The following is a 21,416-nucleotide window of genomic DNA, read 5'->3' as shown; positions in this document are numbered from 1 at the left end:
TCACCCCTCACTTGGCGTATCATTAGCAGGTGGTGTTTGAGAGTCGGGTGATTTATCCGCACGAGAGGGTTGTTCATGAGAGGGTTGTTTAGCACTGGCTTGGATATTGTTTTTTTCATTGTATTGGGCAACGGCTTGTTTTTTAGCGGCTGACGACTCAACATTATTTTGTACAACAACTGCTGCGCCGTTTATAGGTGAGGGGATTGCTGTTAGACAAAGTTGATCACCGGTTTTTAAACCAGTTTGCAAGTACGCTAATGTCTCACCTTCTCTTACTACGGTTACCTTACGAAGTTGTAGTGTATTGTCCTTATCAACAACTAGTAGCTGCTGGTTTTTACGTAGCAAGTGTCGTGGTATTGGAGTTAGATTATTCATCGTCACTCCAGTAATTGCGGCTTTAACAAAGGTACCTAAATGCAACGGTGTTTGTTTACTGGTTTCACTATTTTTCTGTAGTCCATAGGGGTCTGCAATGCGAGCAACTAAGTAATGCATCCGGGTTTTTTCATCGATCACGCCTTCCTGGCGGGTGATTCGGGCTTGCCAGGTTGCGGGTGAGGGGGCATTCCAGACACTTAAAGTCACGGCTGGGCCAGTATCTTGAGAGTGACCAAACGCTGGCAATTGCAAAAAAGCTAAATCACTGCGCTTAATGGGTAAGCGAACTTCAGCATAATCAGTGGCAAAAATAACCCCTAAAGGATTGCTGGCGCTGACAAACTGTCCAACATCGACTTGCTTGGTTTTCACCATGCCATCATAGGGGGCATGAATAGTGGTTTGTGTCAGATAATGCTTCGCTTTTGTTAAGTCTGCTTGGGCTGCTTTAACCGCAGCCTGTGCTTCTATTATATAAGGCTTACGCAGTACTAAATCACTGGCTTGCTTTAAGTGCCTTCCTTCTCTTAACCAATCTTTTTTAGCGGTGGTAGCTTTGCCTTGTTCTTCTATTAATTTAGCTTTGGCTTGGGCTAATTGAGCTTTGGCCTGTTCAACAGCAACCTGGTAGTCAAGAGGATCAATTTTTAACAAGGTGTCACCAGCCTTGAAAGTACCACCACTGACAAATGCAGGGGCAATAGCAATCACTTTACCTGAGACCTGGGAAACTAAAGTGGTTTCTGTACGAGGTTGAACCGCTCCTTGACTGGTAATGGTAAATTGGATTTGGGTCGGGTTAACCGACTGGGTTTCTACTGGGAGCTTAGCAGTGGGTTTAGCCGCGCTCTTAGGTGCTTGCTCAGTGTTGCTGAGTTGCCAGTTGAGAATCAGGGCACCAGTTAATATGCCAATTGGGGTGAGGACCTTCAGCCAATTCATAACAAAATACTCCTAGTTGAAATTGCTGGCTGAAATGACTTGATTCAAATCCAAGTAGTATATTGAAAGAGCCTTTCTGCAAATGAGGTAAAGACACCGCTACTACTAATTGTCCTACAGCAATCTCGCTGGATAAATAGATGAATAAAAATGGGGACTACAATAACAGGAAATTGATAAGGTCGGCAAAACCTATTACAAACCCTATCCAACTGAATTATTAGCGTGGATGTCATTATTTGACGAACGTCCATAAAAATCATCCATCTTGGCTATATAACAGCGCACTTTTAAGTAAACGCTCACAGAGCTGAAAACACCAGCTATGCTTAATATGATGCATCTCTGTGAATAAATGGTTGATGTTATGTTGGAAGTAAGATGGAGGAAAAGACTGATATTAGTTGCACTTGGATTAATGGTCAGTAGTAGCAATAGTGCTCGTGATAGGGTTCAAGTGGAACTGCGCACCCATATTGCTCCTCCTTATCAGGTTAAAGTAGATAAGGTATTAACTGGTGAGGCAGTTGAATCTGTTAAGTGTGTCTTTAATTCACTCGATAAACGTTACAATATTAAGCTTATGCCTTGGAATCGTGCGATTAAAGAGGTTGAAACAGAGCAAGCTCATGGCTATTTTGCGGTTGCTGAAGACAGTAATATTAATTTATTTGCGACCTTATCAGCGCCATTAATTCTAGAAAAATGGTCGTGGTTTTTTCACCGGAAATTACACCCTAAACAACAACGAAATAGTTTTCGACATGCTTTAATTGGTGTGCTAAGTGATTCCAATGAGGCTATTTGGCTGGAGAGGCGCGGTTATAAAATTGCTTCAAAAGCACGCTCATTAGACCTGCTTATTAGTCAGCTAGAGCGGGGGAGAGTAGAGGTCGTGCTAGCGAATAGTCAAATTTTTCATCGAGAATTGATTAAATCAGGCATAGAAAGTAACTACCAATCAATTTTTACCAAATTTACGCCTTTAGGCATGTATTTTTCCAATGCATTCATTAAGAGAACCCCCGGTTTTCTCAAACGATTTAATCAAGCTGTAGGGCCGTGTACACTTCAACAAATTAAATTAACCAACCAAGATCGCTTATTATTATTGCAGCTAGCCAATAGCCGCTTAAGGGCTATTGCTAACCAATCAGTCGTATTAACGGCTTTAGCAGAGCAAAATGCTAAGCATCGAATGTTAACGTTGCAGCAGGAACTTACTTTAGACCAGCAGTGGCTTGATGAGCTGAAACAGAAAGAGCAGCCGCTTATAAACTCTGTGCTGGCTAATAAATTATCGCTTTATTTACAAGAGGTAAAAAAAACATCCAATGGCTTATTTGCTGAAATTTTTGTAATGGATATTAAAGGTCTTAACGTAGGGCAAAGTGATATTACCTCAGACTATTGGCAAGGCGATGAAAATAAATATAAAAATACGGTATTGATTGGTAAAGATGCTATTTTTATTGATGAAATCCAATTTGATGAGTCTAGTCAGCATTTTCAATCTCAAGTGAGTTTGTCGGTTGCAGACCCTAAGACTGGCCGGGTGAGTGGAGCCATTACGTTTGGTATTGATGTTGAAAAAGCATTACAGCAATACTAAATAGTATTAACATACTTAATTAACATCAGCCGCTGTACATTCTTCTATAATTTAATACAAGAGGAAAGTTATGGCAAAAGGATGGTCACTATCATGCCCTTACTGACTTATAACCATTTAAATGCACGGATTTTTAAAGCGCCCTCCAGTATTGACAATAGTACGATTCGTCTTTTAGGCCAAGATATAGCAGACAGCGCAGCTGATGTAGTATTAGATTGTCATTTAACGGACTATATTGATGTAACAGGTTTCCGCTGGCTAATGAATCTACAAGAAAAACAGCGGCAGAAAGGAAAAGATATGGCGTTGGTTAATGTAACTGGTGATTTTTTAAGGTTATTGTCAGTGCTTCATGCCAATCACTTATTACAAATCTATGATGATATTGAGTCATATATTACCCACCAACAGTGCTCATAAAGCACCTCTTATTAACTACCTGCCTATAAAAAAGTTGCCATTAGCCAGCAGCACACTAGAATAGACGACCCTGGTTGATTGAAAGGTTAAGGGCGTCGTAGTGTGACAGCATTTGAAACAATTCTTGAGGAAGGCACAAGCAGCCGTACCTTGGCAACGGATGTGACCAAAGCGGTTCGTTCCAGCCTGATAATGCGACCGATCTATGAGCTACCCGCCCGTATTTATCGGCAAGTAGGGCTGGATAATGAGCCCAACTTACTGGAGCATGTCGATTTAATGTGGCTTGCTTTTGCCACCCTAGACATCATTGCAGAGTTAACCGAGTATCAGGTGGGGGCCAGCCGCACTGAAATTTTACAGCACTTGTTTCCTTTAGCTGAAGCTCAACTCCAGGCACAACAGATTCAGGCGCAACCCCATGCACTGGAACACCTGCTAGGAAAAGTGTTTGACCACTTAGTTAATCGAGATAATCGCTATCTGCCGTTTTCTTATCGCTTTTATGATGGTGCACAACATCAGTTCCATACCCGCAAATTCTGGCTGATTAAAGCGGTTTATACGGGGCAGGGCAAGGAGTCGTTTTTTGCCCTCACTGATGAAGGCTATGTAGCTTACTTTGGGCTTCATGAAAGCAGTGCTTTAGATGCTGCAGCCATCGGCAACTTACGTATTAAGCTACTTATTGAACGGGGTAAGGTGGATGATGCCCTTACAGCGACGGAGCAAAACCGTAAGCAGTGTTTACGTAAGGCGAATGAAGTACGTGATGTTCGTCGGAGTATTGAGCGCAATATTCAAGCCGTGGATTTTCGGCATATTCATCAGCTCGCTGATGAAGGCGCTGATCAAGCTACTCAGATTCAGCAGGAAAGTGGCCGGTTACATCACTTAGTGTTGGATAACCTGGATAAAAACAGCGATGAGGAGGAGCTTCGTTATAAGCTTCAACAACTGGCAGAAAATCTGGAGCAATTAAATATCCAGCAAATGAAGCTGGTCAATCAACTACAAAAATTGCCAGATGACTTTAGTGATCATAGCCATAAACTGTTCCGGCGCCGTTCCATCGGAATCATGCCTGCTATGGATACTATTACCCGACGGCTGTTTGCTACTCCGGAAGCACAGGCAGCAGCTGTTGGGGTCGAGTTTATTGCCCGATTTGATCCTCCTCTACGTCAACCTTTATTTGATCCTGGGTCAATGATTGATGCTATTGATCGGGCGCTGGAGCGGCAAAATGCATCAGGTGACATCTATCAGCAAGTGGAAGAAGCAGCAGCTGAGCTAATTGAGTATTTCCAGCCAGAGCTGAACGATGCGCTAATGGGCGAAGCACTCAAGCTATTATTTAATACTGTGGCCGGTGAGCCAGTGTTATTAAGCCAACTACTCACCCAAGCCGCGGCACCACCTACTCCTTTAACAGATGAACTCCAGTCATTACTGCCAATTGCTATGGCTATGCAGGTTTTTCAATGTGTCGTCGATCACCGGCTGGCAGAAAAATACCACCTGCAAATAGAGCCTCAAGCTGATCAGCATGTAAGGCTGCTGTTGCCTGATGGTCGTTTATATCGTGGTCATGAGCTGTTGTTGAGCAGCACCCATCCTAGCTCTCTTGCAATCGCTACTGACCAGGCTTAAGTTTTTAGGACAGTTCCATGACATACTTTGACGAAGAAAGCTTTCATCAAGCCAACCGACTGATTTATTTAAGCCTGATTTACAGCAATGGCAATAGACGAGCATTGAGTCAATATATGGAAGAAATGACTGAATTGCTGCAGAAATTTCGCTCCAGTGAACCTTTTCAACAGTTGGTGGAAGCTGGCTTAAAAGCGATGGAATTGCAAATTTTAACCATTACCAATGATGGTTTACGCTTGTCAGCCCGCCATGCCAATAGTTTTTTTGCTACGACATTAACCGACTACGGCAAAATGCTAGCTCGTAGTGATAATAAAGCCGCTGATTTATTATGTGTGCACTGCGCCATTGCCACCGCGCTATTTCCTAACGAAACCGACCTGGATGCCCCTGTTGAAGATTTAGGGGTCGTGATGGTGGACGACATTATTCAAGTGCTCCGCCGGTTTGCTGACCAGGAACAAAAGCTACCTGCTGAAGATGATATTCTCGATCCGCAAGTGCGGACCGCTGCCCAGCGGATACGTGAATTACCTGAAGAAAACCCCGACAGTAAGCGTGCAGGGGCAGGGGCCAGCTGGCTGGCTTTGATTAATCGTGTGTTAGAACATTTGGTCAGTACCGATTATTTGCTGGCATTTGAGGATCATCAGGAAGAAGCCATTGAATATCGGCCCACCCCAGCTTATCAAGCGGCATTACGCCAAGCGGCTGTTTATGCATTTCATAGTTTTCGAAATGTAGCAACTGGGCAAGACCCACAGCTGAAAACATCAGCAACAGCGCCCGACGAAGAGCCTGAATCTCCACAATTAACTGAACAACCAGAGACAGAGGTGAACTAAGGTGTATCGGCTGTGTAAATTCTTTGTCAGTGATATTGTGGCAGGCAGTAATATTTTAAAAAATGGTTATTTCCCTATTTTTAAGGAAGGTGAGCGGCCTGACCACGGTGTGTTATTTGCCGCCAATGGTACCTGTAAAACGACGTTATTATCCTTTTTATTAGGGGTTTTTTGCCCGGAAAAACGTCGCTTTGTTCAGTATCTGCAATCCAGTGGTGATAAAACCATGGAGCAGTATTTAATTCCTGGTCGCCCTGCGGTGGTGGCAGTTGATTTGGTGACAACAGGTGAAAGTAATTTATTTGAAGCAGAGCCTGAAGAACACATTGTATTAGGGCAATTGTTATTTCGCCATAAAAGTGCGACAGATCGTGTCGATCGTTATTTTTTTATTGCCAATCAGCCAGATTTATTTGATCAACTTAAGCAACAATGGGATGAACTGCTGGCGCAAGATCAGCCTTATACAGCCGTACGGGAATTTTTAAGCCCACGGGTGCAACAAACCCAGTCACAAAAAGAGTGGGAAGAAAAATTAGAAAACCTGGGGCTAGACCCTTGGTTAATGAACCGTCAGGTGGATTTTGCCCGTAGTGAAGGGGGCATAAAGGATGCCTTTAAGTTTAAAACTGAAGCGGAATTTATCAGCTTTTTCTTGGGTTGTGTGGCAGATATGGAAGCAGCACAAGAGTTGCGAGCCAATACAGAGCAATCCATTACCAAAATGCAAGATCGCCCGGTTAAACAACGGCAATTAACTGCGGTTAGAAAAATTCAGCAACAGTTGCAGGATTTTGATCAAAAAGCGGCTGAGTGGCGTCAGGCTAAAAATGAAGCTGATACTAATCAGGCACAATTAGCGGAGGCGGCCTTTTTACTGAATAAAGCCTATGCAAAAAATGATGAAAAATGTCAACAAGCCTCTGAGCAGCTGAATACGCTCAAGCAAGAACAACAACAGGCATTGCATAAATCTGAAGTAGCAAGCGTAAATAAGCTGGTTGTTCAAGAGGCGCAGTTGCAGCAGAAATATGATGCGATTACCCAACAGTTGAAGGCTAAAGAACAGCAAAAAGCAACAGTGATTGGAGAAAGGGAAGCAATTAATGCAGCGGATTATATTGCCTCAATTCAGGCATTAACCAGTAAAGAGCAAACCAAACTCCAAGCATTGCGGCAAGCGGATAATCAGCTTTCACCGGTGAGGGAGGAAATCAACCGACGGGCTTGTCAATATCATTTGCGCATAACCCATGAGCGGGAGCAGCTGCAAACCGATTTACAAAACCTGAATAGCCGACAGCAGCAGTATAGTCAGCAGCTTGATAAGCAAAAACAACAGCAACACAGCACTCGCCAACAGCAGGATCAAAACAATGCAGCCATTACTCGGTTGATAACTCAACTGGAAAGTGCTCAAAATAGCCAGCAAACCTTACCACTTGAAAATAATGAAACACCTGCACAGGCGCAAGATCGCCTGGCAGAACTGGTCGCACAAACAGAAGAACAATTAGAAAATTATCGTTTAAAAATAGATCAGCTAGAGCAAACCCGACGCAAGCAGGATAACGAGCAGCTGCCGTTACAACAAAAACTGGCCGCAGCCGAGCAATTGCTTGCTCAATTAGAGCAGCAACAGCAGCAAGCAGAACAATTGCGAGAACAATTGTTAGCTAATGAGCAGCTTATTACGTTAACGGGTAACCATCACTTTGAACCGACTAGTGCTGAACTGACGGGCAAAGTGGAAGAGGTGATTAATCGACGTCACCAGTCTATAGATGAATTAAAGGAAGCGCGCTGGCGATTGGAAAGTGAGCTCAAACAATGGGAACAGTTAAAGTCGTTAGCGGTTGATTCACAAACGCAACAGCTTTTGCAGTATTTTTATGATGAACATGGATTTACGCCTGTTCAGTTAAAAGCATATCCAGACTATTTAACCAGTTATTACAAGGATGATCCAGACCAGGTAGCGGCGTTTTTACAGCGAGATCCTGGCCGGTTTACGGGTATTTTTGCAGCTAACCAGGACATTATCGATAAAATAAAACAGTTGGAAATTCCCGATTGGTTAAACCGCCCCATTATTATTTCACTACCTTGTACAGGGTTGTCAGAGGTTAAGGCGACAGAACACTATGTGGTTACCCCTAATGACCCGAATATTTACAGCGAACAATACATTAATCAGTTAAAAAGCCGACTAAATGAGCAACTGCAAACCAATATATCGGAAGCAGCCACAATTAATCAGCAATTAGTCCATTGGCAAGCCGCCCTGCAACAACTCAACCACTATCGTAGTCTATTTCCAGATACAGTAGCAGTAGCGGCAGCGCATGAGCGAGTGATAAGTCAAACCCAAACCGTTGAGCACTTACAGCAACAGTTAGAAGTGTTGAAGGAACAACGAGAAAAAACGATTACTGATCAAGAATCAACTGCCCAGCAAGCACAACAGTATCAACAACAGTTACATAAATACCAACAGTATTTGACCACCATTACTCAGTGGTTAACTCAATACAAAAATTTAGCTCAATGGCAACAGGCTTTACAGCAACATCAAGAACAGCAAATTGTTTTAAATAAAGAGTGGGATAAGCTGGGTGAAACCATTGAAACCATGCAACAGCAAGTGGTTGAATTAACCGGGCAGCAGTCGGTTAAGCAAACAGAGTTAAAGCGCCTGGATCAACTAGCAAATGATGTACCTATCAGTGAAGAACTCGCTTTATCCAAGCCAGATCAGCAAGAAGCATTACAACATGACATCAGTGTATTACGCCAATTGCATGATCAAGCTCAGGAAACTCAACGACAGTTAGTTACTGAGCTAGGTATTACGGCGTTAAATAACGAATTAAATGAATTAACTAAGGCGAAACAGGAAGCGAAAACAGACTTCGCAAACTATCAAGATAAGCATCAGTTTGATCAGCAATTAGCAGAGCAATGGGCGGCACAAAGTAAACTCAATCGTCATGACCAGTTAGAGCAGTTGGCAAAACAATTAGAAACATTGATTGAACAGGCAGCAGAACAAAAAGCGAATAAAGAGAAAAAAGAGGAAGACCTGAAACGTTGCCAAAAACAGTTAAGAGCTAAGGCAAAAAATAAAATAACCCCGAGTATTACTTCAGAAGAAATTTTGGCCGAAGATCTGGATGTATTGTTACATCGGTTCCGCCATGAAGAAGAAAGTAATCGAGAAAATTACGACATTTTAGGTGAACAAATACCACCGTTTGAAAAACGTTTGGCTGAAATACAACAGTTATCCAATACCTTATCTGTCGCTAAAGCGACGGTGAGTGCCTATGAGCCGTTATGGGATGAAGAGTCTCCTAGAGCGGAATGGCCAGATTTGATTTATGCAGAATCAGCTGCAGCTAATGCAGAAACCATGGCTGAGCTGGTTAAACAATTGGCTAAAAATCAAAAAAATCGTGAAGACTATGTCAAGCATTGTCGTGATAAGCTGGGTAATGCATTTGAGCAATTACAGACAAAATTACAGGATGAAAAGCTCAAACAACAGTTGCCGGCCATTGTTGATGAGTTAGCCCGTCATGACGCCAATTCTCTAGGCAATCAATGCGAAGAGCTGTTAGATAAAGCTGAGCAAATTGCCTTGAATATTGAAGGGGATTTATCTCGCTCAGAACAATTTGTTAAAGCGTTAGTGGGCACCTTGCTACAACATACTAAGGAATATCACCAAAAGTTACAGGCTGCGGCCAAGGTGATTATTCCTGAAGATGTGTATATTTATGGGGGTAAACCCATATTGAAAGCAGGTTCACGATTAGATTTCAACAAAAATTATGATGTATTCCATAGTAGTATTGAGCGGTGGTTTGAAGAGTTAATTGAACATGGCCGCCTACCTGAAGTCAATCCTACGGCGGGTAATGTATTAGGCGCTGAGTTACTTTATCGATTATTGCGTGCTTCTATGGCTAAAGATAAATTCGGTATCCATCTATTGAAATGTGATGATACTGGGCGCCATTATGAGCCGGTAGGTAAAGACTTAGGGTCAGGTGGTGAGGCTTTAACTACAGCGGTACTGTTGTATTCTTTATTAACAGCAATGCGGCAAAAGCGGCGTCATCGTGCTGATGAACGAATCCCTGCTTTCTTAATCGCTGATAATCCGCTAGGGGTATGTAACCGCTCAGATTTTTTGGATGCTCAGTTGAAAGTAGCACGCTCAATGGGGATTCAATGTGTGTATTTAACGGGAATTAATGACCGGGAGTCGTTAAGTATTTTCGAACACCGGGTTGCAATTAGAAAAACTGCCCGGCAGTTGCAGGTTGATAACACGCCTTATGTGTTGTTGGAAGTGATAGAGCAACATGTGGAAACAGCTTAAATATAAGGAAAAAGGAGCTGCATAAACGATACAGAACACGCAGGCAGTTGAATGCTCCTTGCATAAACTGCATTCCCATCATCCTTGATGGTCACTGCTCTAATCGGCATCCATGCCTCATAAGGTTCTGGATCGTTCATCCAACCCCAGCTGAACAGCGTAGGTGGAGAGGAATCCAACTTCCCCCTTTGAAAAAGGGGGATTGAGGGGGATTTTTGGAAACCTACTCAAAGTTAATATCTCCCCTTGAAAGGGTTGTGTAAATAAACCCAGTATCTGATATGGGAAACAGAAGATAGATCACCCTGTTACCCCATATCCACGAACTTTTACGACAACCTGAGAGCGAATTAAAAGATAATTTTTAAAAAGGAATGCGGTAACCAATGGATCAATCCGTCGAGCAGGCCATTAAACAACAAATACTGGCCATTTTCGCTGAATCGAAAAATAAAACTATTTACGTTGAAAAAGCACTCTACCAGCCTATTAAACAGTCCCGACAAAATCTAGGTGTATTTGGTGATGATATAAAATTAGCCAAGCAACTTTTTAATGTTTTAGCCTGTTTGGTTGAGGAAGAAAAATTAAAGCCACTACATAAACAGGGAAGTAAAAACTGGGACCCTACGTTAGGGTTGCCTAAGAAAGTGTATCTCATTCGAGATGATAGCAAACCGGCTAACCCAGAGTTGGAGCGCATTAAAAATGAAACTATCTTGAACATGCAGCAGCAAAACGTTGGCCGCAAGAGGCATTAACCGCAGCAGATATTATTTTTTTATTATCATGACTTTGAGTTTCGTATAGCCTTTGCTGTGAGTATGTACCTTTTATAATTTATGTCTTATTGATGCTATGAATTACATTTGAAATCAGTTCTTGCAAGTTAATACCAGAAAAATTACATACTCATAGTTAGGCATAATTTTTGGAAAACTGTTCTTCTCTCTCGAAAATTTAAATACACATTTGATTTTGATGTACTATAAATCACAAAGTGTATAAGTCATAGTTTGCACAAAGTAACCGTGCAAACCCATTGTAAGACCAATGATAAAGTTAAAAAAAATAGCCCGTATACAACAAATACTGGAATAACTTTTCTGATAGCATCAAGTGTGTAAGACATTACTAAGAGATGCTTAAGTTAATTCTTAAGTACTCCTAATTGTAGAATAAATGAAAATCATCTATTAGCCTGAAGCAAGGTAAATCAGCGTTCATATGCTTAAAAAGCAACTGTTTCATTAGTGTCATTGACCAGTCGTTCAGCTTATTTACTAAAAATTTACACATAACTATTTTGCTGATGAAATGTCATGACTAAACTGGTATACCCTTGCGAGTGAGTATTAGGTAAATCATGAATGTTAATTTAGAAGAAGTAACACTTGATAGTAATAAAAACCTGCCCAATAGTTTACAGAGCTCAGACCAACTGCTTCCTAAATCTGAGTTTTTCCACAATAGCGGCCGTTATGTTGATAATTTTTTTGAAAAATTAAAATACGGCTACCAGTGTATTCAAGCAAAGGAAGCTCAAGGACCGAAATTTCCAGTTAAAGCATTTTGTTATGAAGAGAAAATAGAAAAAAACTTGATTAGTGAGACAGGTAAAAATAGTGCACAGGTGCTGGAAAATTTAGCAAATATTGTTGATGGTAGTATCAGACCACAATCCCCCCATGCAGTATTTAATATGGTACCTAACCCCATGTTAGATAGCATTGTCGCTGCATCCCTGATGCAACTTTATAATGTGAATGCCATTATGGACACTTACGGTGGCAAAGCATTACTTTACGAGCAACAAGTAGCACGCAGTATTGGGAAATTGGTAGGGTGGGATCAGGCTACGGGCATATCTTGTAATGGGGGGAAAATTACCTTGTTCTATGCTATTAAGTCTGCTATCACTCGAATAGCGCCTGACGCTGACCAAAAGGGTATACCAAATGACTTAGTCATTTTAACTGCAGATGGGGCACACTATTCATTAGAACACACGTGCAGTCTAGTAGGGCTGGGAAGCCAACAATGTATTCGGGTTCCCATTCATTCATCTGATGGCATGCAGGCAAATGAATTGAAAGCGGCATTTGAGTCACAAATTGCTCAAGGGAAACGAGTGGCTGCGATAATAGCTTGTGGAGGTACTACATTGGATTTTCTTTGTGATAACACACAAGTGATCCATAATACAGTAACGGAAGTCGTTGATAGCCATCAACTGGATTATTTTCCTTATTTGCATCTGGATAGTGTCATTGGCTGGTTGTGGTTCAGTTTTATGCAAGCACCGACGAGTATCTATCAGGAGATGAATATTCATCTAGACATTCAGTTAAAAATTCAGTCGGTATTAGATAAATTACAAGGCATGCATAGGTTTGACTCGTTTGGAGTCGACTTTCATAAAAATGCGCTTTGTCCTTATGCTTCAAGTTTTTTTATTAGTAAAGCATTGGCTATAACGACCCGTACAGAAAATGATGGTTCTGTAACAGAACGACAGTATGGTGAACTCAGAGCATTTGATAATACACTTGAAAATTCTCGGCCTGCATCAGGAATAGCAAGTGCTTGGACTGCTTTACAGCGGTTAGGAAAACAAGGGCTTAGAGCTTATTTGGCACAGTTATTGGCGTCAGCAGAACAAATTAAAGCGAGTATACGGCGTTATCAACATGCTAAAGTATTAAACGACAATTCTTTAGGCTGGGAAGTGATTTTTAGCCTTAAGCCCTCAACTACACTTGTTCAACAGTATGAGCCACACCAGCTTCACGAAGATTTTTACCGCTATATCACTGAGCGAACTAACGCGGGTGATGATGTACCAAGCATTAGTATTATTAAAGACTTTCGAATGAATTATGGTGAAAATTTAGGTCATGGTTTTATTTGCTATAATATGAGACCTGGTTTAACAGCGTTACAAGCAGAGAAATTAACGGGAAAAATAATGACTGCTTTTGCACAATATGAACAGGCAGTTGAGACAGGTGTTCGTTGTATTTCTGGTCAAGAGTTAATAGCCCCTATTCGTTAATATAGTGATCGTCTATATAGTCACTCGCAAAATAATTAGAAAGGAAAATATTATGCCACTAGGTATTAACCGACAGGCCAGTTTTTCTTCGTTGCCTCAGCAAACAGAGATACAGATAACGAATAAAACCAAACAAATTCATCCACAACGGCAAATTAGTACTGAAAATATCAATCAATTAGTAAAACCTAACAACCCGTTAGAAAAACAACTGGGAGTAATGATGACTGGGTTAAGTCATTTGGTTGAAAAGCAGGGCAATTCGTTGATGGGCTCAACGAAGGAAGTTGAAGTGAAACAGGGGGATGAGCTGATAATTGATACGGCAGTTGCCTTACACTCAAGACGAGGCCCTAATCATGAACTATATGACCAAGTTGACAAAAAAAGCCAGCCTGATTACTTATGGTTTAAAGTATTAACATTAAACAAAGATGAGGTTGCATCAAAAGAGTTATTTGTTCGAGAACATACATTTTTAACCCAAGACCAAGAAATAGTCGATAGTCCTTCGGTTAAAAAAAGTGATGATTATCGACTTCGTGGAATGAAGCAGGAGACATATGATTACCCTTGTACGCTAGCCCATTTAGAGCATGCACCAGAAGCATTGCAAACAATAAAAAATACTATAGCTGAGATCAAAGCACGAGATACGGGTGAAACCCCTGATGTTAAAGGATTAATACAAGAATTTCGTGAAGCACTATCGACCCATTTAGGGGGGACATTTATTTCATGTTTATATGGGTCATATGCAACAGGAAGCCAAAAAAAAGGTTCCGATATTGATGTGATGTTCTCATGTGATAACCAAACGTATAAAGTGTATCGAAATGCGCTAGTCCCGATACTGACAGACTTCCTAAAAGTATTACACGATAAAGTAGGTGCCCGAGAAGATGATGAAGTGCCGCCAGAATCCAAACATCTAATCAGTGCCCAAGAGTTGATGGAAGCGGCCAGTGGTAGAATTTACTATCCTCAAGGGGAAACACAGCGGCCTAAAATCCACACATTATCTTATTTTTTGGATAAAGATGTCGCACTAGGAGAGATGAAGAAGTCAGAGAGTGGCCGATTTGGGGAAGATTTTTTAGCCAGTAAATACCTTAGATTACGTTTAATTTTTAATATTCTTACCACCCCTAATGATATATCAAGCAATAACACAGAAGCTGTCGCCCATATTCAACAGGTGATGCGTACTAACCTAATTAAGTTAAGTGATGACCTTCGAACGATGCAGGAAACGGCTAACCCTCAAAGCGTCGACCATTTATTACACGATAGTCAAGGCAATGCTGGTGAAATGTTTTTAGGCTACAAAGCAGATCGAAAAGGGGTAATTGAGCATTTGCAGCGGCTTATTCAACAAACAGAATCAAGTGACTCGCTCAAGATAAACCAATTATATGACAAGCTTGTTTGATACTCACTGCTAAATTTAACTCTCAGGGCTATCCTACAGACCTATAAATCTAACTCTTTTAGTGGCTTTCAAGTGACCATCAACTGTTGTAGGTCTTATTCTATTTTATACGCAAGGGTATTTCCGTCTATTCTGTGTATTTGTGGCTATGGATTTATAGATGCCTACCTTTTGCAGTGGTCGTTATTAGAGTAGCGCTACAAAGCCAGTAGCGAGCAAGCAATACATTCAGTCAATAAAAGGAACTTACTATGTCAGACAAGGAAGTTTGTTCGTATGCAGTTTATCCCGCTATTGGCATTGCGCGGGTAGGGAATTCACCGGATGAATACTTCATCGGTCCTGAAGCGCCAGGCGAAACTATCAATAAAAATAAATCATTTAAAGACGACAAAGGGCGAGTTAAGCGACAAGTGGCTCGGTTTCGGGTTTATGGTTTAAATGCTAAAGGAAAAGTGGTTCGTGAGATTGTAAATGAGGGGGATACCCAAATTGCCTGGCGAGTGGAGTTGGCCAACCGTAAAGCAATTGGTTATCAGTTTAACAATGCCATGGACCTGGGTGATATTGCCTTAGAAAGTCAGTTGCGTAATGCTTCTATTACTAATTGGGATGAAAGAAGGCAGGATTTGTTAATTGCACCTGGGCAACGGCATATAAAAGGTTGTAACAAAGGTAATCAAGCTGAATACCGTTTTGATAATGGTAAGTTCTTTGGTAAGAAAGTCTATTTAGGTGAGCTACGTACTGACAAGAAAGGTCGTTTATTAGTGTTGGGAGGGCGAGGGGAGTCAGCCAGCTATGATGGAGCTGAAGCAACGACTTTTGCTAATAATGATGGTTGGCACGATGATGTGAGTGATGGACCAGTGCGGGCTACTGTTACAATCAAGGGTAAAGAATTTGAAGCAAAACCCGCTATGGTCGCAGTGACACCGCCGAATTTTGGCCCTGGGCTACGGGGCGTAGTAACCATGTACGATGTGGTAGCTGATTTATTTTATCGTGAAAATGTATTGGAACTACCGAAACAGGTCGAATTTTGGCGGGATATTTATCCGATATTTCAGCGCCTGGTAGAAAATCAAGCGGTTAATGAGGGTATTTACTTTATGTTTGGCCAGAATTCACCGGGTGATTTTAATAACCCTCAATTGTTAGACAAGTTAATTAGCCCTGATCGGGAACAAGGTCCATTGCGGGAGTATATTTTTAAACAATTCCGTGACCCAAATAAAGATAAACGACAAGATGCCAAGCAACCGCCATTTTATGGTGACGCCTTTGGTGACTTTGATAGTGCGCCTGATGTAAATCTTTCTGTAACAAAAACTCAGTATCAGCAATTAAAGGAATGGGCTAAAGGTAATTTTAAGGTCGGTAATAAACAGGATGATCCAGAAAAACTACAGGATATTCCAATAGAAAAACAAGGCGCTGCATTAACAGCCACTAATTTACTAGAGTGTCTAGGTGGACCATTTCATCCCGGAATTGAATTAACCTGGTTTTTACGACGTCTTTCAATGTGGGATCTATCAAATAAACATGACCCATTTCGCCTGAATATCATGAAAGAAGGTGAAACAGTCAGAGATGATTATGGACCTATTTTACGACCGAAACATGCTTTAAAAGACATGTTTAATGAAAGCGGGCCAGGTACCTTAACGCGCTTTATGGGCATTCCCTGGCAAACAGATGAAGCCAGTTGTCGATCAGGTTATGATACGGCGACCTATTTACCCACACCCAGTTTCTGGTCAGCTCGTGTGCCTAACCAGGTACTGAGTACCAGGTCACTTGAGCGTATAGAAGATAAGCAATTACCTATCGGGCAGCGAATTAAGCATATGGATCACCGTCAAGATTGGCTGCGTTTTTTCCAGGGAGGCTATCAGCCTCAAATTAATGCGATGGTGCAACATTGGAGTGAAATAGGCATCATTCGTCGTCGCCAAGTAGAAAATACTGACCAGGATGCAGGTATACCCAATGTGTTGTGGGTAGAGTCTGAAGTGGCTAAGCGATTTACTGAAGATGATCCTAGCTATAAGCAGTTATTAATGATAGAGAACTTGGCAGGGGTTGAGCCCAAAGCGGAAGATATTATTAACGAACAATGCGGTATTGATAAACAGTTAGCAGATAAATCCGATCAAAATCCTCCCAGGCGTCGTGTTTACCGTCGTGATGAGATTTAACCGGTTTAGTCATACTGCACCCGATGTATTAGTGGTGGGTGCAGGTCCTGCGGGTTGCTGTACGGCCTTGGTGCTTTCTTTACAAGGCTATCAAGTCATTGTGATTGATCGAGCTAAGGATGAAAGCGTCAAAGCAAAAATAGGCGAGTGTTTACCACCTAGAGGTTTGGCATGCTTAAAAAAGCTGGGTTTGGCCCAACGTTTTCATAGTGATGACCATCTTAAAATGGTTGGCTATCGTGTCTCATGGGATGCGAAAGGTGGTTATGATCGAGATTTTTTAGCTAACCCCTCTGGTGGAGGCTGGATAGTTAATCGAGCACGATTTGATCATATGTTGGTGTCGGCTGCTGAGCAGCAGGGTGTTCAGTTTTATTGGAATACAAAATTAACTGCTTTATGTACAACCAGTGATGAATATCAAAGGCTGGGCTACTGGAAGGCATATTGTGAAATAAATGGTTGTGAACAGGAAATATTACCTAAAATATTGGTTGATGCCAGTGGACGCTCACGTGCTATTGCAAAACGTTTAGATAGGAAAACGCGAAGACTGGATGGATTAGTCGCCAGTATTATGCGAATAAAGCATACGAATAAATCCACTTTACCACCCCATACTGTATTAATAGAAAATACCTCGCAGGGCTGGTGGTATACGGCACCTGTTTCAGATAAATGTTCAGTACTGTGTTATTTCACTGATGGAGATTTACCCTTACCAAAAAGCACAGAGAAAATGCTGGCACTGGCTAAGCAAAACCCAGAATTATGTCAGCGTTTAAGCCATTGTGTAATAGATAGCAATCATACCCTGCAGCGGACAGCAGCGTATTCGTCGGCACTTGATCAATGTGCAGGTGAAGGCTGGCTTGCAGTCGGAGATGCCGCTTGTAGTTATGACCCATTATCATCGTTTGGTATTCTATCAGGCATTGGCAGTGGCTATTATGGTGCCTGTGCAATCAGTGCTGAAAGCAAGGGAAAAACAGGTCAGCTAGCGGCTTATCAGCAATTAATGCAGGAAAATTTTCTGTGTTTTATTGATATACACCAGGCGGAGTATAAAAAAGTGACTCAATTTCAATCAGATTTCTGGTTGAGACGACAGAATAGCGATTAAAGGATGGCTAGTAGGTAGCGCCACTGACACATGCCATTAAACAATTGAGTCTATTAAAATAGGTTTTTACCAGTCTATTCAGACTTAGAAAGCATTTTATACTTTTACTGCCACTTGCTGCTCGCGGTTTTCCCAGTGGGTAATAAATGCCACGGCTAAAATGATCATGGCAGCACCCAGCCATAAGCGCCCTGGTGGCATCCAGCCGAAAACCAAATAACCCGCTAAGACATTCACGGGTAGTTTAAGGTGATCCCACGGTTGCACAAATGCCGCATCAGCAACAGCATAAGCCCTTGCAATCGCCCACTGAGCAAAGGCAGTGAGTAATCCAATACACACTAAAAACAGCCAAGTGTTAAGGCTTGCTGGTTGAGTAAAGTCTGAAAAAGTCAGTAGGGCATTAAAAGGGGTCATGAGAAGCAATAAGTACATCACCATTGTACTGGATGTGTCGTCTCGACTTAAACGCTTAACCATTAAGGAGTAGCTTGCCCAAAAAAACGCGGCACCCAGTGGTAGCAATGCGGCCCAATTAAAGGATTCTGACCAAGGCTCTAAAATTAACATTGCTCCACAAAAGCCAACGAGTGTCGCCAACCAGCGGTATAAACCCACTTGTTCTTTCAGAAACAGGCCTGCACCTAACGTTGCCATTAAAGGGGAAGTCATTAATAACGCGATGCCTTGCCAAATGGGAATAGGGTAAGCTAACGCCCAAATCCAAAGCTGTATACCAACAACAGCCAGTACTACCCGCAATACATGAAGAGAAGGATAGGATGTACTTAAAGTGGCTTTAATGCCTGTTTTATATACCCAAGGGATAAACACAATTAATGCAATGGCGTATTGAATGAATGCCACTGAGGTTGAGTTCATTCCCATATGAATACTCAACACTTGAGTTAAGGTATTAATTAACGCAAAGGCCAACCCAGCACTGAGCATCCAGGTGGCACCTTTCAAAGGGTGGTGTGTCACTTCCATCATTATGCTTATAGTGTCTTTTGCTAGAATCAACGGTTGTTTAGGTGAGCTAGTATGCCATGTTGTATAGGAATAGCTAGGGACAGTTCATTATAGCCCCAGAAGAAAGTGAAGTGGGGCATGACCAAATATTTTCCTTAATAAAATAAAGCTAAATGACAATACTATATGGGTTTAGCTCATCTTCATTGTAAGCACTATCAAGCCACCCCATTTTAACTGGGACAGTATATAACCTGCCTGGTCCAGTTCTTCGCCAAAAATGCCTTAAGCCTGGTGCAATCGTTTTCACAACCGGCATACCAATATCAGGTTGAGTTAAATCTAACATGAATAAATCAATCTCAGCTTTTGCAAAGTGGTCAGTTATTTTGTTAACAGCTGATGAAATAGTTGTAGGGTGATCATCAGGGTAGTGGTTGAGAGGATTTATTTTATTAGAATTACTAGGGAGTAAATAAGGGTGATCATCAATACTTTGTAAGGTTAACCAGTCTTTTAGTTGGTGGTCCAATTGATCAAGCTTTTGATCCAGCAGTATAGGAAGTAGTTGGTTTAGCTCAATAATACTGCGCTCGACTGCAATTAAAGTGTTTAAATGACAACCAAAGCCATATATGATTTCTTTGTTATTGGATAGGTTGTATGAAACAGCAACAAAAGCTGGTATACCTAAGTCAGTGGTAATATCGAGAACAAATAAGCTCCGCTCTTTTGAGCGATAAAAATCAAGAAGAGTTGCAATGTAATCATTGCCTATATTATGTAAGTCAACTTCTGGTCTGAGTATTTTATTATACCACCAGATTGCAGCAGCATCACGTTCGATGAGTTCTAGTGAGCCTTGTAAGATAGCCTCAGCATAGGTATTTCCGGCAGCACAGCCGTTAGAATCTGGATAGGCGATCAATGCTGATTCATCTTCATGTGGATATTGAGCATAACAGTAGGCAGAGGGTAAGTATTTTATTTCTTTGTTGATTAGAGAGTAAACTGAAGCCCAATCAAGCTGCTGATGAGAATCAAATTTTATAGGAACTAATGAGTAAAATGATGAGGACTGTTGGTTAATCGATTCTCTGTTTGCAAACTGCTGTTCACTAAAATTCATACAGCTATTGGGATGTATAGCGCTATTGCCTAGTTCAACCAAACTGGCAACCTTACAAGGCTGTTGTCCATGGTACATCATTGAATAACGCTCTATAGCTTCGCATAATGCACCAGCTTTGGCTTGTTGAGCACTTTTTCCTTTTCCACCACTACAGGATCGAAGATGATTATTTAACCAAAATAAGTTTTTACTTTGTAAGGCTAAGTTGCGTCCTGATGAATAGTTAAAAAGAGGAGCAGTATTTGCATTGCTATAATTTCTAAGGGCTGGAATAATACCTGTGATTGGGTCAATTAAATATTGATACTTGTTGTATGTCAACTCTGGAGAAGTGCTGCGATAACCTCCGGAACAGTCGCTAATTGTGCTTTCATTATTTATTTGTAGATTGCTATAGTCAATCTTATAAGGCATTCCACATTCTGGGCATTGAGGACGTTTATAAGCATTATGACTCTCTAGTTTTCCTTCTACCAGGTTAAGGCACAATATTGATGATAAATGACTACCATCTTTTAAGTCTATTTCTGCTAGTACTTTTTTAAGTTGTCTGACAGCTATAGTTAATGACTCTTCTGTTGCTAAAGGTTTAGCTCGTTTTATAACCTTACTTGCATTATCAACTAAGTAAGCAAAAGGTTGGTGCATTTTTAGTCGATAAGCAAGGCATTGCCAGCATAGGGTATTATTACCTGGTACAAATAATGGACCTATCCTGACCTGGTTTCCAAAGGGTTTAAATAACAACCAAGGCGATTGATTTTTCAATTGGGTTTGGTTGATTTGAACCAGCTTTGGGTCAAGGTAATCATTAACTACTACAATCGAAAAATCAGTATTATTAGAAAGCTTAAAACCATGTTGTATCAGTAAAGGGTGGATAGTGCAGTTTTTCTCAAGCTCAATTAGTTTCACCTTATCTTTGAGGCTGGTTGGTGTATGATTCACTAAAAAAGTTATATCAGTATGAATAGGAATATTATGCTCCCTATTTAAGGATATAACTAGGCTTGAAGATACAAGTTTATTAAATGCACGTAGTATGAGAGCGGGTGGGTGTATATTTGACAATCGACTTACAATTTCTTCGATATTAAAGCTTACGTTAGCAAATTCAGTAAGTATGTCACAGAAAATTTCTCTCTCTAGTAGAAAACTATCTGACTCTGATAAAGCAATTAACTTGTTTGATGTTAGTTTAGCATAGAGGTAGCTAGTGTTGATTTTATATAAATTTGGCATAATCCTC

14 protein-coding genes are annotated in these 21,416 nt (G+C 41.2%); 10 read left to right on the top strand and 4 right to left on the bottom strand.

What is annotated here, in order from left to right; translation table 11 throughout:
* Positions 1 to 1,326, bottom strand: coding sequence for an efflux RND transporter periplasmic adaptor subunit (locus tag ORQ98_RS02575; RefSeq protein ID WP_274687215.1), 1,326 nt, complete (start codon positions 1,324 to 1,326; stop codon positions 1 to 3).
* A 367-nt stretch (positions 1,327 to 1,693) separates the two neighbouring features.
* Between ORQ98_RS02575 and ORQ98_RS02570 the strand changes: the two genes are divergently transcribed.
* From ORQ98_RS02570 to ORQ98_RS02550, 5 genes are all read left to right on the top strand, one after another.
* On the top strand, positions 1,694 to 2,938 hold the full coding sequence (locus tag ORQ98_RS02570) for a hypothetical protein (protein WP_274687214.1): 1,245 nt from the start codon (positions 1,694 to 1,696) through the stop codon (positions 2,936 to 2,938).
* A 93-nt stretch (positions 2,939 to 3,031) separates the two neighbouring features.
* On the top strand, positions 3,032 to 3,361 hold the full coding sequence (locus ORQ98_RS02565) for an STAS domain-containing protein (protein ID WP_274687213.1): 330 nt from the start codon (positions 3,032 to 3,034) through the stop codon (positions 3,359 to 3,361).
* Between the two features lie 102 nt (positions 3,362 to 3,463).
* Entirely contained in the window at positions 3,464 to 5,014 is a 1,551-nt protein-coding gene (locus ORQ98_RS02560; protein ID WP_274687212.1) for a hypothetical protein, read from the top strand.
* Positions 5,015 to 5,031: 17 nt separating this feature from the next.
* Positions 5,032 to 5,862 (top strand): hypothetical protein, encoded by an 831-nt coding sequence (locus tag ORQ98_RS02555; RefSeq protein WP_274687211.1) that lies wholly within the window; start codon positions 5,032 to 5,034, stop codon positions 5,860 to 5,862.
* A 1-nt stretch (position 5,863) separates the two neighbouring features.
* Positions 5,864 to 10,249, top strand: a complete 4,386-nt coding sequence (locus ORQ98_RS02550; RefSeq protein ID WP_274687210.1) for a coiled-coil domain-containing protein — start codon at positions 5,864 to 5,866, stop codon at positions 10,247 to 10,249.
* Here the strand turns inward: ORQ98_RS02550 and ORQ98_RS02545 are convergent.
* The gene (locus ORQ98_RS02545; RefSeq protein ID WP_274687209.1) at positions 10,246 to 10,389 is read right to left on the bottom strand and encodes a hypothetical protein; all 144 of its coding nucleotides are present in this window, start codon (positions 10,387 to 10,389) and stop codon (positions 10,246 to 10,248) included. The genes ORQ98_RS02550 and ORQ98_RS02545 overlap by 4 nt on opposite strands.
* Before the next feature lie 246 nt (positions 10,390 to 10,635).
* Here ORQ98_RS02545 and ORQ98_RS02540 point away from each other — a divergent pair, with 246 nt between their 5' ends.
* From ORQ98_RS02540 to ORQ98_RS02520, 5 genes are all read left to right on the top strand, one after another.
* Positions 10,636 to 11,010 carry a hypothetical protein gene (locus ORQ98_RS02540; RefSeq protein WP_274687208.1) on the top strand — a complete coding sequence of 125 codons (375 nt, stop codon included), beginning with the start codon at positions 10,636 to 10,638 and terminating at the stop codon, positions 11,008 to 11,010.
* Between the two features lie 605 nt (positions 11,011 to 11,615).
* Positions 11,616 to 13,304, top strand: coding sequence for a pyridoxal-dependent decarboxylase (locus ORQ98_RS02535; protein WP_274687207.1), 1,689 nt, complete (start codon positions 11,616 to 11,618; stop codon positions 13,302 to 13,304).
* A 52-nt stretch (positions 13,305 to 13,356) separates the two neighbouring features.
* Positions 13,357 to 14,736, top strand: a complete 1,380-nt coding sequence (locus tag ORQ98_RS02530; protein WP_274687206.1) for a nucleotidyltransferase domain-containing protein — start codon at positions 13,357 to 13,359, stop codon at positions 14,734 to 14,736.
* A 251-nt stretch (positions 14,737 to 14,987) separates the two neighbouring features.
* The gene (locus ORQ98_RS02525) at positions 14,988 to 16,940 is read left to right on the top strand and encodes a LodA/GoxA family CTQ-dependent oxidase (RefSeq protein ID WP_274687205.1); all 1,953 of its coding nucleotides are present in this window, start codon (positions 14,988 to 14,990) and stop codon (positions 16,938 to 16,940) included.
* On the top strand, positions 16,930 to 18,063 hold the full coding sequence (locus ORQ98_RS02520; protein WP_274687295.1) for an NAD(P)/FAD-dependent oxidoreductase: 1,134 nt from the start codon (positions 16,930 to 16,932) through the stop codon (positions 18,061 to 18,063). The genes ORQ98_RS02525 and ORQ98_RS02520 overlap by 11 nt, the downstream gene beginning before the upstream one ends.
* A 96-nt stretch (positions 18,064 to 18,159) precedes the next feature.
* Here ORQ98_RS02520 and ORQ98_RS02515 read toward each other — a convergent pair whose 3' ends face one another.
* Together ORQ98_RS02515 and ORQ98_RS02510 are read right to left on the bottom strand one after the other, a co-directional pair.
* Positions 18,160 to 19,056, bottom strand: a complete 897-nt coding sequence (locus ORQ98_RS02515; protein ID WP_274687204.1) for a DMT family transporter — start codon at positions 19,054 to 19,056, stop codon at positions 18,160 to 18,162.
* A gap of 148 nt (positions 19,057 to 19,204) precedes the next feature.
* Positions 19,205 to 21,409 (bottom strand): TOMM precursor leader peptide-binding protein, encoded by a 2,205-nt coding sequence (locus ORQ98_RS02510; RefSeq protein ID WP_274687203.1) that lies wholly within the window; start codon positions 21,407 to 21,409, stop codon positions 19,205 to 19,207.
* Between the last annotated feature and the right edge of the window lie 7 nt (positions 21,410 to 21,416).

It is taken from the genome of Spartinivicinus poritis, from assembly GCF_028858535.1.
In the GTDB taxonomy this organism is placed as follows: domain Bacteria; phylum Pseudomonadota; class Gammaproteobacteria; order Pseudomonadales; family Zooshikellaceae; genus Spartinivicinus; species Spartinivicinus poritis.
Note: the sequence above shows the minus strand (reverse complement) of the source record. Positions and strands in the feature narration are given on the sequence as shown.

Excerpts from the sequence above, each read along its gene's own strand:
- ORQ98_RS02510 (WP_274687203.1), bottom strand. The coding sequence starts at position 21,409 with ATGCCAAATTTATATAAAATCAACACTAGCTACCTCTATGCTAAACTA.
- ORQ98_RS02545 (WP_274687209.1), bottom strand. The coding sequence starts at position 10,389 with ATGAACGATCCAGAACCTTATGAGGCATGGATGCCGATTAGAGCAGTG.
- ORQ98_RS02535 (WP_274687207.1), top strand. The coding sequence starts at position 11,616 with ATGAATGTTAATTTAGAAGAAGTAACACTTGATAGTAATAAAAACCTG.
- ORQ98_RS02575 (WP_274687215.1), bottom strand. The coding sequence starts at position 1,326 with ATGAATTGGCTGAAGGTCCTCACCCCAATTGGCATATTAACTGGTGCC.
- ORQ98_RS02555 (WP_274687211.1), top strand. The coding sequence starts at position 5,032 with ATGACATACTTTGACGAAGAAAGCTTTCATCAAGCCAACCGACTGATT.
- ORQ98_RS02570 (WP_274687214.1), top strand. The coding sequence starts at position 1,694 with ATGTTGGAAGTAAGATGGAGGAAAAGACTGATATTAGTTGCACTTGGA.
- ORQ98_RS02530 (WP_274687206.1), top strand. The coding sequence starts at position 13,357 with ATGCCACTAGGTATTAACCGACAGGCCAGTTTTTCTTCGTTGCCTCAG.
- ORQ98_RS02540 (WP_274687208.1), top strand. The coding sequence starts at position 10,636 with ATGGATCAATCCGTCGAGCAGGCCATTAAACAACAAATACTGGCCATT.
- ORQ98_RS02565 (WP_274687213.1), top strand. The coding sequence starts at position 3,032 with ATGCCCTTACTGACTTATAACCATTTAAATGCACGGATTTTTAAAGCG.
- ORQ98_RS02520 (WP_274687295.1), top strand. The coding sequence starts at position 16,930 with ATGAGATTTAACCGGTTTAGTCATACTGCACCCGATGTATTAGTGGTG.
- ORQ98_RS02525 (WP_274687205.1), top strand. The coding sequence starts at position 14,988 with ATGTCAGACAAGGAAGTTTGTTCGTATGCAGTTTATCCCGCTATTGGC.
- ORQ98_RS02515 (WP_274687204.1), bottom strand. The coding sequence starts at position 19,056 with ATGATGGAAGTGACACACCACCCTTTGAAAGGTGCCACCTGGATGCTC.